Here is a 15,815-nt window from a genome sequence, read left to right as displayed (position 1 = left end):
CCTCCCCGGCCGCTCAGTCAAATATCATCCCCTAGATAGTTATGCCGCCTGGGGATATTTATGCCTGCAAAGTACGGGCGGCGGCCAGCAAACCGGCAATACTCTTGGCATCCTGGATAGTACCCTTAAAGATCTCGGCCACGGCGGCAGCCAGAGGTAGCCGTACCACTTCCAGAAATTCATCGGCATCAGCTTCTTCCCGGTGAGGTTCGAGGCCGGTGGCCATAAAAAGGTACATGATTTCATTGGAAAAGCCCGGTGTTGAATAGAAGGTTAAAAGCAGTTGCCATTCGGCAGCTTTGAGGCCTACTTCCTCCGCCAGCTCTCTCCGGGCGCAATTTACCGGTTCTTCCCCGGCATCAAGTTTGCCGGCGGGGATCTCCAGGGTTATCCGGCCAATAGGGTAACGGTACTGGCGAACAAGATAAACGTTTTTTTCTTTATCCAGAGCGATAATTGCTACAGCGCCCGGGTGTTCAACAACTTCGCGGCTGGCTTCATTGCCATCGGGTAGCCGCACCCGGTCCCGGCGCAAATTCAATATACGTCCTTCATAAATGCGTTCAGAACTCAGCAGCACTTCGGTAAGATCCATATTTCATTCTCCCTCCGAAAAAAGATAAGAAACTGGCATTACGCCAGTTCCCCTGACCTCCCGTATATCAGTTTGTCTTGGCGCCTATTCTTAGTTTATCTGCTATCATGGCAATAAATTCCGAGTTGGTCGGTTTGCCCCGTTCTACGTTAATAGTATAACCAAAGAACTTATTCATCATCTCCACGTTGCCCCGGTCCCAGGCCAGCTCGATGGCATGGCGGATGGCGCGTTCTACCCGGCTGGGCGTGGTCATAAATTTCCTCGCCACCAGGGGGTAAAGCTCTTTTGTCACCGCGCCCAAGAGGCTCACGTCGTCGATTACCATCAGGATGGCTTCACGTAAGTATTGATAACCCTTAATGTGAGCCGGAACCCCCATCTGATGGATAATCTTGGTTACTTCAACATCCATATTGCGACCGCTACGATTTAACTGGGCCGGTGGCGCGGGCAAGGAGTATCCGTTGGCCAGTTGCCGTAAACGGTTGCCCAGCACTTCCAGGTCAAAGGGTTTAAGTATGTAATAATCAGCCCCCAGCTCCATGGAACGCAAGGTCGTGCTCTCCTGGCCCAAAGCCGTAAGGATTACTATTTTCGGCCGCGGTTCGTAGTTTAAATCATTGAGCCGTTCCAGGACACCGATACCGTCAAGATGCGGCATAATAATATCTAGAATTACAACGTCCGGCTCTTGCTCCTGGATAAGCTGCAGGGTTTCATGGCCATTATGGGCTATCCCTGACAAAACAAAATCCTGCTGCCTGTTAAAAAATTCCTCAAGTACTTCACAAAATTCCCGATTATCATCGGCGATTAATACCTTTATGGGGTCTTTCATTGTATTTCATCCCGCCTCCTAAAGACCCGTGTCATTTTAGTCGAGATAGTTTTCGACGCCGATAAGGGATAATCCTTCCAATCGCATAAAGAGGCAAAACTTTTGGTTATCCAACATCATTTTCCATTATATGTAATCTCCCAGGGGATTCGACGACAGTTCCCCTGGTTGGCGAGACAAGATCTGTTTCCTGCAGCATCCATTCGGCCAGCACTCCATACCCCCTGGTAGGATCGTTAATAAACACATGGGTCACAGCTCCCACCAGTTGCCCATCCTGGATAATGGGACTGCCGCTCATACCCTGGATAATTCCCCCTGTTAAGGCCAGTAGCCGGGGATCGGTTATCCGTAAAATAAGCCCTCTACCACTGGCTCGCTGGTGGAGCATTACCCGTTCAATTTCCACCTGAAACCTTTCTACCTTCTCTCCCTCAACTACTGTTAAGATTTCGGCGGGTCCCGGGCGCACCGTCTCCGCCAGGGCAACCGGCAAAGGTGAGGTAAAATAGCCCGGAATATTACCCGTTATTGTCCCAAATATGCCAACTGTGGTATTTTTCTTGATTATGCCGCTAAAACTGCTGTTTTCCAGAAAAACACCTATTTTTTCCCCGGGCTGGCCCCGTCTCCCCTGATGGATCCCCTGGATGGCGGCCGCAACAATCCGGCCACCGCTGATATTCATTCCCGTCTGGCCGTCACCGGTAACGATATGCCCTAAAGCGCCGAAGACACTCTTGTCCCGGTCATAAAAGGTTAATGTCCCCACACCGGCGGTACTGTCCCGGACAAAGATGCCGATCCGGTAACGCCCCGTCTCCCGGCAGTACAGGGGCTGGATATTTAAGCTAAACAAATGCTCATCCCTTCTGACCGTTAGCCTTAAAGGGCGCTTGGCACGGCCGGCAGCATCGATCAAGGATGCCACTTCCTGATCGCTGCTAACCTTCTGGCCATCAATGGCTACGATGGTATCACCCGTTTCCAGGCCGGCCTGCCGCGCCGGGTAAAGCTTGTTGCCCTGGTTGTCCGTTACGGCTGCCTGGCCCACGACCATTACCCCTTCTGTTTTGAGCAGGACGCCAATGGCCTGGCCGCCTGGAAAAACACTGACCGGCTGGACCATCTGCACGGTAATATTTTTTAAGGGAATAAGACCAAATAATTTTAATTGGAGCTGCCACCAGCCCGGGCGACCCTGGCTGGCCGTACTGATTTCATCCAGGCTGTTAACCTGCACTTCTACCTGCCGGGCCAGGCCCGGCGGTAGTTCCCAGTTTAGCTTAAAAGGCGCCGCCGTTGACAGGCGCAGCATCTGGGGCAGACTAAAAAACCCGCGTACCGGCGGGAGCATTCCTCCATACAATAACAATGCCGCCAGCACCAGGCCGAAAACCTGGCGCCCCAGGCGTTTCAAGGGCACCACCCCCATTCAGGGATTTTATTTTTGCTTTCTAAACATAAAATAACCTCAGGCCGTCGCTTTTATGCTGTTAAAAACGTCCTGAGGAGGAGATATAGCCTGCATTAGGAAGCGTTCAGGTGCTAATTTATGATTTTTAAATGTCAATAACATAAATTTCAATTTTTGGCCTGCGACTGTTCTAAAAGGGCGGCCGCATGCTCCCTGGCAATCGGGCTTGTTTCCCCGGATAACAACCGGGCCAGTTCTTCCACCCTGGCCTCACCCGTTAATTTTTCAACTCTGGTAAAGGTACGCCCACCCTGGACAACCTTACTAACCCGGTAATGCTGCCCGGCAACACCGGCCAGTTGCGCCGAGTGAGTAATGCAGAGAACCTGGTGGCGCCGGCCAATGGCCGCCAAAGTTCTGGCCACCGCGCGGGCGGCAGCACCGCCCACCCCGGCATCAATTTCGTCAAAAATCAAAGTTGGCACTGCATCAACATCAGCTAAGATACTCTTGCAGGCCAGCATTACCCGCGCCATTTCCCCGCCTGAGGCAATCTGAGCCAGGGGACGGCTCCCTTCCCCGGGGTTGGGTTGGAAGAGAAAAGTTACCGTATCCATCCCTGCGGGTCCCGGCAGGGACGCTTCCGTGCAGGCTATTGTTACCCGGGCCGCAGGCATGGCCAGGTCATGCAATACAGCGGTTATCTCCGCAGCCAATTTTTGCGCTGCCTTCAAGCGCTGCCGGCGTAACCGCAGGGCTGCTTCCCGGTACTTGGTTTCAGCGGCAGCTATTTCTTTTTCCATGGCCGCCACTCTGGCTGCCCTTTGCTCCAGGCCCTCCAAAGCTGTTGCCGTCTCCGCCTGATAGCGCAGGATGGCCGGAATATCGTTCCCGTATTTACGCTTTAAGTTTTTAATCAATTCCAAGCGTTCCTCAATTTCTTTTAATCTTTGCGGGTTATAGTCCAGCTCTTCCCCGTAACGGCGGATACCGCGGGCTACCTCTTCCACCTGGGCGGCGGCAGCTTCCAGTAAATTTTGCCAGGGTTTAAGGCCAGCATCGATGCCAGCCATGGTATCCAGAATTGCCGCTGCCTGGCTGATGCGGTCATAGGCCGCCCTGCCTTCTTCCCCAAAAAGGGCAGCGTAAACTGCAACAGCCCCTTCAGCCAGCCTGGCCGCATTATTTAGAATCTCCCGTTCCCGGAGTAATTCTTCATCTTCACCCGGTCTTAAATTAGCGGCAGATATTTCCTTTAGCTGGTAAGTTAACAGGTCACGCTGCCGTTCCCTTGCCGCCGCGTCGCCGCCGAGTTCTGCTAGCTCTTTTTGTAAATTCTGCCATTTTGTGTAAAGTTCTTTAACTTGCGCCCTCAGTTCCATTAAACCCGCCACACCGTCAAGCAGGTCCGTCTGAGAGGCGGGCCTGAGAATTGACTGGTAGGCGTGCTGGCCGTGGATATCGACCAGCATCTGGCCAATTCTCTGGTACATACTTAAAGTGAGACTGCGGCCGTTAACGCGGCAGCTATGCCGGCCGCTGCGGCTGATTTCCCGGCTGAGCAAAAGGGTCCCGTCGGCCTCAACCGGAACACCAAATTCGGCCAGGACTTCCTCCAGTCCAGGTATACCGGCAGCCTGAAAGAGCCCGCGCACCAGGGCCCGTTCGGCACCGGAACGGATATACTCCGCTGAAGCCCGCGCCCCCACCAGAAGCCCCACGGCATCGACAATGATGGACTTTCCGGCGCCGGTTTCGCCAGTGAGGACCGTTAGCCCGGGTTCCAGGTCCAGCTGCAGGGATTCGATCAGGGCAAAATTTTCGATTTGCAGTTCCTGGAGCATGGCCTCACCCTTCCCTGAGCTCCTCAAAACGCTTTAAAACCGCAGCCACGGCTTCTTTAGGTTTAACAATGACCAGGATGGTATCATCCCCGGCTACCGTTCCTATAATCTCCGGCCAGGCCACGTTATCCAGGCAGGAGGCAACGGCATGGGCCGTCCCCGGCAGGGTGCGAATTAAAATCAAGTTTTCACTGTCGTTTATTTTAACAACAGAATCTTCAAAAAGGCGTTGCAAGCGGCCATAGACGTTGACCGGGGGCTGTCCCGGCGGTGCGGCGTAGCGATAGAGATTCTCCCCCGCCGGCACTTTAACCAGGCCCAGTTCTTTAATATCTCTGGAAACGGTAGCCTGAGTCACCTTAAGCCCGTGCTTGTTGAGTTCCCGGGCCAGCTGTTCCTGGGTAGTTACCGGGGTCCTGGCTATGATTTCCAGAATCAGCTGCTGGCGCCTGGCTTTCGTCATACTGCCGGCTCCCCCCTTCCCGCAATTTCTCCCGTACCAGGCTGTAAAAGGTGTTATTTTTTAAACGTATCAGGCGCGTAGGTACTTCCGCTCGCGTCACGGTAACGACGTCCCCGTTCTCCAGGCGCCATCCCTGCTGGCCGTCAACAGTTAGCATGACTTCCGCTCCCTGGGCATGGACATGGACCCTGATCTGCTGTTCCGCCGGTACAACCAGGGGCCGGCTATAAAGGGTATGGGGACAGATGGGCGTTAATATCATCACCTGCAGCTGCGGTGATACCAGGGGGCCGCCGGCCGACAGGGAATAAGCCGTTGAACCCGTAGGTGAGGAGATAATGAGACCGTCAGCCGGATAAGTGTCCAGGTAGGCCGGGCCGATATAAACCTCCAGGCGGAGCATGCGGGAAAAAGCGCCCTTGGTAATTACAACATCATTTAAGGCCTGGCAGTGGAGGGCCTGGTCCGGTCGCCTGACGGCACCCTGGAGCATCATCCGCTCTTCCAGGCGGTAACCACCGGCCAGGAGCTTATCAAGGGCGGGATAAAGTTCAGCCAGCTCAATTTCTGTTAAAAAACCCAGGTGACCCAGGTTGACGCCGAGAATGGGCGTAGCGGCACCGGCAACTATTCGCGCCGCCCGCAGGAGGGTGCCGTCACCACCTAGAGCTAAAAGGCAATCGGCACCTGCCAGCTCTTTTTCCGGCACGCCCTTTTCCGGGCAGCCCAGGGCGGCAGCTTTGCTGGTGGATACCAGTACCCTCACACCGCGGTCTTCCAGGTAGGCCATGATTTCCAGGGCTACTTCCTTTACCCTCGGCTTATCCAGGTTGGCCACCATACCAATCTGCTGCAATTGACTCCCTCACTTCAAACCTAATGCACTTCCTGATGGGCTGCAGCTACTACCTGTTCAATCAGGTGCTGCCAGTCTGCTGGTGCCAGGCCCTGGCCTTTTAAACCCAGCCAGAGGAGGAATTCCAGGTTACCTTCCGGGCCGCTGATGGGTGACCAGGTCAACCCATATATTTTTAAACCCAACCCGGTTACCGCGTTCATTACTTCTTTTAAAACCTCCATGTGGACGACTGGGTCGCGCACAACCCCTTTTTTACCGACCCGGCCCGGGCCGGCTTCAAACTGGGGCTTGACCAGGGCAATAATCTCCCCCTCCGGTTTAAGGCAGCGGCGGACGGCTGGCAGGACTTTCGCCAGGGAAATGAAGGCTACATCTATAGTGGCCACGTCAACCGGCTCCCCTAGCTTATCCCGTTCCAGATAACGGGCGTTGGTTCTTTCCAGGACAATTACCCGCGGATCCTGGCGTAGCGACCAGGCCAGCTGGCCGTAACCGACATCAACGGCATAGACCCGGGCGGCGCCGTGTTTAAGGGCACAGTCGGTAAAGCCTCCGGTGGACGCGCCCACGTCCAAGATTACTTTATGGTGCAAATCAATATTAAAAACCTTTAAGGCCTTCTCCAGCTTTAAGCCGCCGCGGCTGACGTAAGGCAGGGGCCGGCCGGTAAGGCGTATCGCCGCATCAACCGGGACCCTCTCCCCGGGCTTGTCTACCGGGATATTGTTGACCAGCACCTCACCAGCCATAATAGCTGCCCGTGCCTGCTGGCGGCTGCCAAACAGTCCCCGCTGTATCAGCAGGACGTCCAGTCGTTGCCTAGCCACCGGAAATCTCCCTGGTACCCAATTTACGCCTGGTAAACATCGACTCTCCCTCCAACACCTGCTGGACGGCCTTGACGATCCCCGCCGGCGTCAAACCTAAGTGTTCCCGTAACACGGCCGCTTTACCCTGGGGGACAAACTGGTCCTTGATCCCCAGGCATTGCACCCTCGTCCTCACCATATCTCTGGCAGCCAGCAATTCCAGGACGGCGCTGCCAAAACCGCCGGCCAGGACGTGTTCCTCAACCGTCACCAGGCAGCCGGTTTTACCGGCCCAGCTGAGAATTAAATCCGCATCCAGGGGTTTAACAAAGCGCGGGTTGATGACTGCCGCTTCAATACCCCGGGCGGCCAGTTCTTCCGCTGCGGCAAGGGCGGCGTAAACCAGGGGCCCGAGGGCCAGGATGGCTACATCCCTGCCCTGACGCAGGACCTCCCCCTTGCCGATAGGCAGGGGCTGGGCTACACCGGTTAACGGTACACCCACGCCGGCACCCCGTGGATAACGTAAGGCTGCCGGGCCGTGGTGCTGGATAGCTGTAACTAGCATGTGCCGCAGCTCCTGCTCGTCTTTGGGAGCCATGATTACCATACTCGGGATACTGCGTAGCAGGGCCAGGTCAAAGAGGCCCTGGTGAGTTTCTCCATCTTCGCCCACCAGACCGGCCCGGTCAATGGCCAGGACTACCGGTAGTTCCATTAAAGCAATGTCATGGATTACCTGGTCTATGGCCCGTTGCAAAAAGGTAGAGTAAATGGCCACTACCGGTTTTAATCCCGCAGCCGCCAGGCCGGCGGCCATGGTCAGGGCATGTTGCTCGGCAATGCCGACATCAAAAAAGCGTCTGGGGAAGCGCCGGGCAAAAGGAATGAGCCCGGTACCGTCGGGCATGGCCGCCGTTATGGCTACCAGGCGGTTGTTTTTCTCCCCCTGGCGTACCAGCTCAGCGCCAAAGACGGAGGTAAAAGTCGGCGGTCCCCCGGTAGTTACAGGTTCACCTGTTTCCGGGTCGAAGGGGCCAACGCCATGGAAGCGGCCGGGATGGGTCTCAGCAGGATGATAACCTTTGCCTTTGGTGGTAATCACATGTACCAGGACCGGCCCACGGGTAACCCGGGCGCGTTGCAGTACTTCTTTAAGCCGGGTTATGCTGTGGCCTTCGATGGGACCCAGGTACGTGAAGCCCAGTTCCTCAAAAAGCATTCCCGGAACAACCAGGTATTTAAAGCTATCTTTAATCCGGTCAATTATCTTTAAAACCCGGGGACCAAAATGGGGCAGGCGGTTGAGGAGGTTTTCCAGCTCTTCCTTGCCCCGGGAATACATGGGATCCGTCCGCAGGCGAGAAAGGTAGGCTGCCATGCCCCCTACAGGGCTGGAGATAGACATTTCATTATCATTCAGCACCACAATCAGGCTGGTTTTCAGATGACCGGCATGATTCATGGCCTCAAAGGCCATACCGCCCGTCAGGGCACCATCGCCAATAACCGCTACTACCTGGTAATCCTCACCCTTTAAATCCCTGGCCAGGGCAAAGCCTAAGGCAGCGGAAATAGAGGTGCTGCTATGACCGGTATCAAAAGCATCATAGGGGCTTTCGGCTCGCTTGGGAAAGCCGCTCAAGCCCCCGAACTGGCGTAAAGTGCTGAACTGGGAACGCCGGCCGGTAAGCATCTTGTGCACATAGCACTGGTGGCCCACGTCCCAGATGATTTTATCCCGGGGTAAGTCGAAAACGCTGTGCAGGGCTAGAGTCAGCTCTACTACCCCCAGGTTGGGCGCCAGGTGGCCGCCAGTGCGGGCCACCGTCCGGACCAGTTCCCTGCGTATTTCCACGGCCAGCATCTCGAGTTCCACGTTATTCAACTTTTTCACATCAGCCGGTTCGTTAATTTTATCCAGCAGGTTCATGGCCGCCGTCCTTTCTGGGGTGCATAGTTAAAGGGGCGCCACCCGGTTAATTTTTCCACGCCGTACAACAGCCGGCCCACAAAAAATATTATATCATTGGCCTGGCGCAGGGCAAATCCCTTGCCCAGGGCTTTACCCCCCACAGTCACAGCCGAAATAATGGCCGTCATAATAGTACTGACCAGCAGGTCTTCCGCTCCATGCTGTCCTGCCAGGCGTAAGATAATTACCGCCCCAACCGCACCGCTCAAGGTGCTGCAGACATCCCCCACCACGTCGGTAGCAAAGCTGGTCACCCGTTCGGCGTTGCGCAGCAAACCCAGGGCCTGGCGGGCGCCGGGGATCTTTTTGGCCGCCCGGGCATGCAGGGGTACTTCACTGGCCGCCGCCGTGGCTACGCCAACAATATCAAAGGCAATACCCGCCACGATAATTAACAGCAACAGGGTAAAGGTTAAAATTATTGAAGTTATTCTACCCAGAAACACCTGGGAACCATAGCCTACAGCCAGGGCTATAAAAAAAGTTCCTCCGCCCATAGTCAGGGCATTTTTCCAGGAGGAACGACCTTGTGATCTGGCCAAATGTGTTTTCTGCCTCCATGAGGGATAAGGATTATGTAATCCTGGTGGGTGGCAGCTGGCCGGATAAATGTTATGGCTTAGGTCCAGTAGGTTTTCCCGGCACCCTACCACGCGTCGCCGCAATGGCGGTTTCCCTTTAAAGGGTGCCCTGCGCCGTCGCCGGAGGCAGGACTGGATTACCACTTAGCGCATACTTTAATCCCCGGCCAGCCTTACCGGTGGTAAACAGTCTAGGAGTTTTCCTCGACAAGCCCCGCCATCTTCTAGCCTCTTTTGCAGTAGTGGTTTCCGCTATAGTCAAGAGGTCTTCGGCGAAGACCTTGACAGGCGCTTAACACCCGCATCCACCACTACCGCTCAAGGCAGGCTACGCTGCAGCCAGCACCCTCCGTACCGACTGCAGGTTTCTACCCCAGGCCATAGTAGTTGTTCCTGCCGCAGGAACTTTCCCACGCACCTGGGTCTCCACGGAGGGAGGGTCCACGCCTACATGCCATTGTAGATCGCCCCCCCTCCTTAACTCCCAGTACCAACCCCCGACTGGGCGTCGACAGCCAGCACCAGGAACTTCATCGGTGTGCCCTTGACGGATTTTTAGGCCCGTCTTCAAAGATGGTGGTCTTGACTAGAATACTGCGCCACCCACCAATAGGCTAAGCAAAAATTTTTCTGCTGGTAGGATGTATTATAAGGTATTTGTCCTTAAACAGCAAGCACCACGGCCAGAAGCCCCCGGTGGCCTTAAGCCGTCTATAGTGCTGGCCGGCAGCCAGCACCGGTATGCCTTTCCTCCCTTTCGCGGACACCTTTATGCTTGGCGTATGACTATCCCTGTCGGTTAAGAACGTAACCGGCGAGGAGGAATAAAGGTTCGGCAGCCGGCCCCAGCGAACGGGCTAAACTTTGCGCCTCGGTACAGAGTTCGCCGGCTATCTCCCGTGCCTTCTCTAGACCTAAGCAGGCCGGGTAGGTTGCCTTGCCCCGGGCTGCATCCATCCCGCCTTTTTTACCCATGCGAGTAAAATCGCCCTCAATATCGAGAATGTCGTCGGTTATCTGGAAGGCCAGTCCCAGGTTTTCGCCATAGCGCGTTAATATCGCCAGCTGCTCCTCTCCGGCGCCACTTAAAATGCCGCCCAGGCGCAGGCAGGCGCGGATGAGGCTACCAGTCTTGTGGGTGTGGATGTAATTAACTGTTTCCAGGGTCGCCGGCCGGCCCTCGGCCTCCATGTCCACCACCTGACCGCCAATCATCCCCTGGCTGCCGGCGGCGGCGGCCAGCTCGCCGATGGCCTGGAGAACTTTCACCGCCGGGATGCCGTCGGGCACCTGGCTCAAAACGGCAAAGGCCTGGGTGAGGAGGGCATCCCCGGCCAGCAAGGCAATGGCCTCACCGAAAACTTTATGGCAGGTGGGCCGGCCGCGGCGAAAATCGTCATTATCCATGGCCGGCAGGTCATCGTGGATGAGGGAATAGGTATGGATAAGCTCCACCGCGCAGGCGGCCGGCAGCAGTGGTTCCGGGGGGCCGCCTACAGCCTCACCCGCAGCCAAAACCAGGATAGGCCTTAGCCTCTTCCCCCCGGCGAAAAGACTGTAGCGCATGGCCTGGTGAACGGCCGGGGGATAATTATCTGCCGGCGGCAGGCTCTTTTCCAGGGCTTCCTGGACCATTTGTTGGCGGGAAGCTAGATAACTTTCAAGCTCCGTAACCCCCACCCCCGGATATAGAGATTTCCTTTAGTACAACTTCGCCTTCCTGGACCAGAAGGGCCTGGAGTTTACCCTCGACTTCCTGCAGGCGCTGCCGGCACAGGCGTACCAGCCTGATCCCTTCCTGGTAATAGGCCAGGGAATCTTCCAGGGTCAGGCCTTCTCCTTCCAGAGCCCGGACGATACCCTCCAGTTTCTGCAAAGCCTCTTCGAATTTAAGCTGTTCGCCTTCAGGCATGCTTTGGTTCCTCCCAAACGATACATTAGCCACCGTCCACATCCTCTACCTGGCACTGGAGGCGACCCTGGCTTAAGACTACTTCCACCCTTTCCCCAGGAGCCACCTCCAGGCTGTGCCGGATGGGGGGGCCACCGCCGGGACGACGGCAGATGGCATAGCCGCGGCTCAAGATGGTCAAGGGGCTGGCGGCCTCCAGGCGGGACGTTAACAGTTGCAGGGCCTGTTCCCTGGCCCCGGCATGGCGCTGCCAGGCAGCCAGCAGGCGCTGTTCCAGCCCGTCCAGGTATTGCTGGCGATAATACAGTTCCTGCTGGGGCCGGGCCATGCCCCGGCTTTTAACCAGGCGTTCAAGCCTTGCTTGCGCCATCTGCAGGCGGTGCTCCATTCCCCGCCGGGCACGGGTAGCCAGGATATTCAGGCGCTCTTCCAGCTCTTTTTTTACCGGGACGGCCAGCTCGGCGGCCGCCGAAGGGGTTGGTGCCCGCCGGTCGGCTACCCGGTCGGCCAGGGTGAGGTCCGTCTCGTGCCCAACGGCAGCAATAACCGGCACCGGGCAGCCATAGATGGCCCGAGCGACGATTTCGGTATTGAAGGCACTCAAGTCCTCCGCCGAGCCGCCGCCGCGGCCGATGATAATCACGTCTACCCCGCCCAGTTTGCCCAAAAGTTCCAGGGCCCGGGCCAATTCAAAGGGAGCAGTATCCCCCTGAACGGTAGCAGGGGCCAGTACCAGGTCAATACCGGGAAAGCGCCGCCGGCTGACGGTAACCATATCCCGCAGGGCGGCACCGCTCGGTGAGGTCACCAGGCCCACCCGGCGCGGCAGGAGGGGCAAGGGACGTTTGCGTTCGGCGGCAAAAAGGCCTTCCCTTTCCAGGCGGGCCGCCAGCTCCTGAAGGGCAAGAGTAGCCATACCCATTCCGGCCGGATAGATTTCGGCCACATAAAGCTGGTAGACGCCGTCCCGGGGATAAATGGCTATGTGACCCCTGGCTATTACCTCCAAACCGTCCTGGAGCGACAAACTCAAGCTCCGGCTGCGGCCTTGGAACATAACACAGCGCAAAGCAGCCACCTGGTCCTTCAAGGTAAAATAGAGGTGACCCGATACCGGGCGGCGCAAGTTGGAGATCTCCCCCTTGACCCAGACGTTGGCCAGGCGGCCGTCATTGCCTATCAGGCGCTGCAAATAGGCGGTGAGTTCCCTCACCGCCAGAACCCGCTGCCCGGACACTAGCGCCGGGCCGCCTCGACTGTATTTTTCAGCAGCATGGCAATGGTCATGGGACCAACTCCCCCGGGCACAGGGGTAATCCAGCTGGCTTTTTGCGCGGCGCTCTCAAAGTGGACATCCCCTACCAGCTTTTTCTCGCCTACGCGGTTGATGCCTACATCGATGACTACCGCGCCCTCCTTGATCATGTCGCCGGTGATCATCTCCGGCTTGCCTACGGCAGCCACCAGGATGTCGGCCTGGCGGCATTCCTCGGCCAGGTTTCTGGTGCGGGAGTGGCAGATGGTTACCGTGGCGTGACGGGCTAAAAGCATCATGGCCATGGGTTTGCCGACGATATTGCTGCGGCCAACGACGACTGCTTTTTTACCTTTGGGATCAATCCCGGCCTTATCCAGGAGGACCATGCAGCCATGGGGCGTGCAGGGATAAAAGCACTTGTCGCCAATAACCAGGTTGCCGACGTTGGCCGGGCTGAAACCGTCGACATCCTTTTCCAGGGCGATGGTGTCGATGACGGTTTTTTCGTCAATATGATCGGGCAGAGGCAGCTGTACCAGGATGCCGTGGAGGCGCGGATCATTATTGAGCTGTTTGATTAAGTCCAGGAGCTGGGGTTGGGTGGTTTCCGCCGGCAGGCGGTGGACTTCCGAGTAGATGCCGACTTCTTCGCAGGCACGGTGCTTGTTGCGGACATACACCTGGGAAGCCGGGTCGTCGCCGACCAGGACGACGGCCAAACCGGGAGTAATCCCCTGCTCTTTCAACCTGGCTACTTCCTGCTTGACTTCTTCCCGTACTGCGGCGGCAATCTGCTTGCCGTCCAAGATTTGGGCTGGCATGGCACTAGACCTCCTTAAAATACTCACTCCCAGGCTGGCATTGTCGCGCTCGCTTCCGACAAATGCCAGCCCGGCATTTTTATGCCCTCTGGTGGCGGCTCACCACCATGGGTGCCTCCTCCGAAAAACTCATTTCTCCCGCAAATACTTGTCTATGGCCCGCGCGGCGGCTTTGCCGGCTCCCATGGCCAGGATTACCGTTGCCGCCCCGGTGACGATGTCGCCGCCGGCAAAGACGCCCTTCCTCGAAGTGGCGCCGGTAGCCTCGTCGGCGGCGATAGTACCTTTGCGGGTAAGTTCCAGGCCCGGCGTGGTCCTTAAGACCAGAGGGTTGGGGCCCTGGCCGATAGCCATAACCACTGTATCTACTTCCATGTCATACTCAGAACCCGGGATGGGCACCGGCCGCCGGCGGCCGGAGGCATCCGGCTCGCCCAGTTCAAAGCGCTGGCAGGTCATGCCCTTCACCACACCCCGGTCGTCACCGTAGATTTTCACCGGGCTGGTAAGAAGGTGGAACTTGACCCCTTCTTCTTCGGCGTGCTCTACTTCTTCCTTGCGGGCCGGCATTTCGGCTGCCGAGCGGCGGTAAACAATATAAGATTCTTCTGCTCCCAGCCGCAGGGCAGTACGGGCCGCATCCATGGCCACGTTGCCGGCGCCGATAACAGCCACTCGCCTGCCCACCTTGATGGGGGTGGCATAGCGGGGGAATAGATAGGCCTTCATCAGGTTGGTCCGGGTGAGGAATTCATTGGCCGAGTAAACGCCTAGAAGGTTTTCCCCGGGTATCCCCATGAAGTGGGGCAACCCGGCCCCAGTGCCGATAAAGACGGCATCGTAGCCGCTGGCGAGGAGTTCGTCCACGGTGGTAACCTTGCCGACCACGGCATTGGTCCGGATTTCTACTCCAAGCCGGCGGATGGAGTCGATTTCCTGCTGGACGATCTTTTTCGGCAGGCGGAATTCAGGAATGCCATACATCAGTACGCCCCCGGGCACATGGAGGGCTTCAAAGACCGTTACCTGGTGTCCCATCCGGGCCAGGTCGGCCGCGGCGGTCAAACCGGCGGGACCGGAACCGATTACTGCTACCTTAAAGCCAGTGGCCGGGGCCTTGCGTACGGCTGCTGCCTCGCCCTTAGCCATCTGGTAATCAGCGACAAAACGTTCCAGGCGGCCGATGGCTACCGGCTCATGCTTCTTGCCCACGGTACAGTATTTTTCGCACTGGTTTTCCTGGGGACAGACTCGCCCGCAAATGGCCGGCAGGTTGTTTTTTTCTTTGATTTTGGCAATAGCCCCGTCAAAATCTTTTTCCTTTATCAAGCTGATAAAAGCGGGTATGTCCACCTCGACCGGACATCCCTGGCGGCAGGGAGCCTTTTTACACTGGAGGCAGCGTTCTGCTTCGGCCAGGGCCATTTCTTCGGTATAGCCCAGAGCTACTTCATTGAAGTTGTGGATACGCTCCTGCGGGTCCTGAGAAGGCATGGGAGTTTTTCTGGGAATTAATGGCATCCGCAGCCACCCCCCTCGTGGAACTTGATAATCCTTTCCTCTTCTTCTCTATACATGTTCATCCGCCGCAGAGCCAGCTGCCAGTCCACCTGGTGCCCGTCAAATTCCGGCCCGTCGACACAGGCAAATTTGGTCTCCCCGCCGACGCTGACCCGGCAGGCGCCGCACATACCGGTACCGTCCACCATAATGGGATTCATACTGACAATGGTGGGTACGCCAAAGGGCCTGGTAGTTTCCGCCACAGCCCGCATCATGACCACCGGGCCGATACCCCAGACCCGAGCTACATTGCCCCGTTCTTCCAATACCTGCTTTAAGAGGTCCGTTACAAAGCCGTGGTGGCCGTAGCTGCCGTCATCGGTGGCCACCAGCAGTTCGCTGGAAACGGCGCGCATTTTCTCTTCCCAGATAAGCAGTTCCTTTGTCCGGGCGCCTATAATAGAAATTACCTCGTTGCCAGCTTCCTTTAAGGCGCGGGCTATGGGATAAACCGGGGCCACGCCGACGCCGCCGCCCACACAAACAACCCGGCCGTAATTTTCAATCTCCGAGGGCTGCCCCAGGGGACCGACAAAGTCAGCCAGGGCATCTCCTGCCTCCATGGTTCCCAGGCGCCTGGTTGTATAACCCACTTCCTGGAAGATAGTGGTAATGGTACCCCGGCTGCGATCAAAATCGGCGATCGTTAAAGGAATGCGTTCCCCCTCTTCGTCTATCCGGAGAATAATAAATTGTCCGGCCCGGGCTTTGGCAGCCACTTCCGGAGCTTCAATTTCCATCAGCTTGATAACCGGCGACATAACTTCTTTCCGTACAATACGGTACACGGGCATCCCCTACCCCCTATAAGTTGAGCTATCAAAAACTAGTACAGAATAACCTTAATTATATTCGCTGTTAAAACCCATATTCCTGC

General features: G+C 56.8%; 15 protein-coding genes. All 15 read right to left on the bottom strand.

The window, feature by feature from the left end; translation table 11 throughout:
* Positions 1-58: 58 nt before the first annotated feature.
* Positions 59-595 carry an NUDIX domain-containing protein gene (locus tag FLZ89_RS12035; RefSeq protein WP_141305056.1) on the bottom strand — a complete coding sequence of 179 codons (537 nt, stop codon included), beginning with the start codon at positions 593-595 and terminating at the stop codon, positions 59-61.
* Between the two features lie 67 nt (positions 596-662).
* A complete protein-coding gene (gene spo0A / locus FLZ89_RS12030; RefSeq protein WP_141264936.1) occupies positions 663-1,436 on the bottom strand; it encodes a sporulation transcription factor Spo0A in 774 nt (257 codons plus the stop codon).
* A gap of 106 nt (positions 1,437-1,542) precedes the next feature.
* Entirely contained in the window at positions 1,543-2,862 is a 1,320-nt protein-coding gene (spoIVB, locus tag FLZ89_RS12025) for a SpoIVB peptidase (RefSeq protein WP_141305337.1), read from the bottom strand.
* Positions 2,863-3,020: 158 nt separating this feature from the next.
* Positions 3,021-4,697 carry a DNA repair protein RecN gene (recN, locus tag FLZ89_RS12020; RefSeq protein ID WP_141305055.1) on the bottom strand — a complete coding sequence of 559 codons (1,677 nt, stop codon included), beginning with the start codon at positions 4,695-4,697 and terminating at the stop codon, positions 3,021-3,023.
* Positions 4,698-4,701: 4 nt separating this feature from the next.
* Positions 4,702-5,160, bottom strand: coding sequence for an arginine repressor (argR, locus tag FLZ89_RS12015; RefSeq protein WP_141305054.1), 459 nt, complete (start codon positions 5,158-5,160; stop codon positions 4,702-4,704).
* Entirely contained in the window at positions 5,057-6,016 is a 960-nt protein-coding gene (locus FLZ89_RS12010; RefSeq protein ID WP_141264940.1) for an NAD(+)/NADH kinase, read from the bottom strand. The genes argR and FLZ89_RS12010 overlap by 104 nt, the downstream gene beginning before the upstream one ends.
* Positions 6,017-6,036: 20 nt before the next feature.
* Entirely contained in the window at positions 6,037-6,846 is an 810-nt protein-coding gene (locus FLZ89_RS12005) for a TlyA family RNA methyltransferase (protein ID WP_141264941.1), read from the bottom strand.
* Positions 6,839-8,761: a 1-deoxy-D-xylulose-5-phosphate synthase gene (gene dxs / locus FLZ89_RS12000; RefSeq protein ID WP_141305053.1), complete on the bottom strand. Its 1,923-nt coding sequence runs from the start codon at positions 8,759-8,761 to the stop codon at positions 6,839-6,841. Before dxs ends, FLZ89_RS12005 begins: the two co-directional genes overlap by 8 nt.
* The gene (locus tag FLZ89_RS11995; protein WP_141305052.1) at positions 8,758-9,345 is read right to left on the bottom strand and encodes a hypothetical protein; all 588 of its coding nucleotides are present in this window, start codon (positions 9,343-9,345) and stop codon (positions 8,758-8,760) included. The genes dxs and FLZ89_RS11995 overlap by 4 nt, the downstream gene beginning before the upstream one ends.
* A gap of 825 nt (positions 9,346-10,170) precedes the next feature.
* Entirely contained in the window at positions 10,171-11,019 is an 849-nt protein-coding gene (locus FLZ89_RS11990; RefSeq protein ID WP_172613595.1) for a polyprenyl synthetase family protein, read from the bottom strand.
* Between the two features lie 25 nt (positions 11,020-11,044).
* Positions 11,045-11,296 (bottom strand): exodeoxyribonuclease VII small subunit, encoded by a 252-nt coding sequence (xseB, locus tag FLZ89_RS11985; protein ID WP_141264945.1) that lies wholly within the window; start codon positions 11,294-11,296, stop codon positions 11,045-11,047.
* 25 nt (positions 11,297-11,321) lie between these two features.
* Entirely contained in the window at positions 11,322-12,533 is a 1,212-nt protein-coding gene (gene xseA / locus FLZ89_RS11980; protein ID WP_141264946.1) for an exodeoxyribonuclease VII large subunit, read from the bottom strand.
* Complete coding sequence (gene folD / locus FLZ89_RS11975) at positions 12,533-13,375, bottom strand: bifunctional methylenetetrahydrofolate dehydrogenase/methenyltetrahydrofolate cyclohydrolase FolD (protein ID WP_141264947.1); 843 nt, start codon at positions 13,373-13,375, stop codon at positions 12,533-12,535. Before folD ends, xseA begins: the two co-directional genes overlap by 1 nt.
* Before the next feature lie 129 nt (positions 13,376-13,504).
* On the bottom strand, positions 13,505-14,896 hold the full coding sequence (gene gltA, locus FLZ89_RS11970; RefSeq protein WP_141305051.1) for an NADPH-dependent glutamate synthase: 1,392 nt from the start codon (positions 14,894-14,896) through the stop codon (positions 13,505-13,507).
* Positions 14,887-15,726, bottom strand: a complete 840-nt coding sequence (locus FLZ89_RS11965) for a sulfide/dihydroorotate dehydrogenase-like FAD/NAD-binding protein (protein WP_141264949.1) — start codon at positions 15,724-15,726, stop codon at positions 14,887-14,889. The genes gltA and FLZ89_RS11965 overlap by 10 nt, the downstream gene beginning before the upstream one ends.
* Positions 15,727-15,815: the final 89 nt, after the last annotated feature.

Origin of the sequence: Moorella sp. E306M (assembly GCF_006538385.1) — a bacterium.
Lineage (GTDB): Bacteria > Bacillota > DSM-521 > Neomoorellales > Neomoorellaceae > Neomoorella.
The sequence above is the reverse complement of the archived record's forward strand: the minus strand, read 5'-3'. Positions and strand labels throughout refer to the sequence as shown.

Bases quoted from the DNA above. Each gene is read 5' to 3' on its own strand.
- recN (WP_141305055.1), bottom strand. From the start codon at position 4,697: ATGCTCCAGGAACTGCAAATCGAAAATTTTGCCCTGATCGAATCCCTG.
- FLZ89_RS12035 (WP_141305056.1), bottom strand. From the start codon at position 595: ATGGATCTTACCGAAGTGCTGCTGAGTTCTGAACGCATTTATGAAGGA.
- folD (WP_141264947.1), bottom strand. From the start codon at position 13,375: ATGCCAGCCCAAATCTTGGACGGCAAGCAGATTGCCGCCGCAGTACGG.
- spo0A (WP_141264936.1), bottom strand. From the start codon at position 1,436: ATGAAAGACCCCATAAAGGTATTAATCGCCGATGATAATCGGGAATTT.
- xseB (WP_141264945.1), bottom strand. From the start codon at position 11,296: ATGCCTGAAGGCGAACAGCTTAAATTCGAAGAGGCTTTGCAGAAACTG.
- argR (WP_141305054.1), bottom strand. From the start codon at position 5,160: ATGACGAAAGCCAGGCGCCAGCAGCTGATTCTGGAAATCATAGCCAGG.
- dxs (WP_141305053.1), bottom strand. From the start codon at position 8,761: ATGAACCTGCTGGATAAAATTAACGAACCGGCTGATGTGAAAAAGTTG.
- FLZ89_RS11990 (WP_172613595.1), bottom strand. From the start codon at position 11,019: ATGGTCCAGGAAGCCCTGGAAAAGAGCCTGCCGCCGGCAGATAATTAT.
- gltA (WP_141305051.1), bottom strand. From the start codon at position 14,896: ATGCCATTAATTCCCAGAAAAACTCCCATGCCTTCTCAGGACCCGCAG.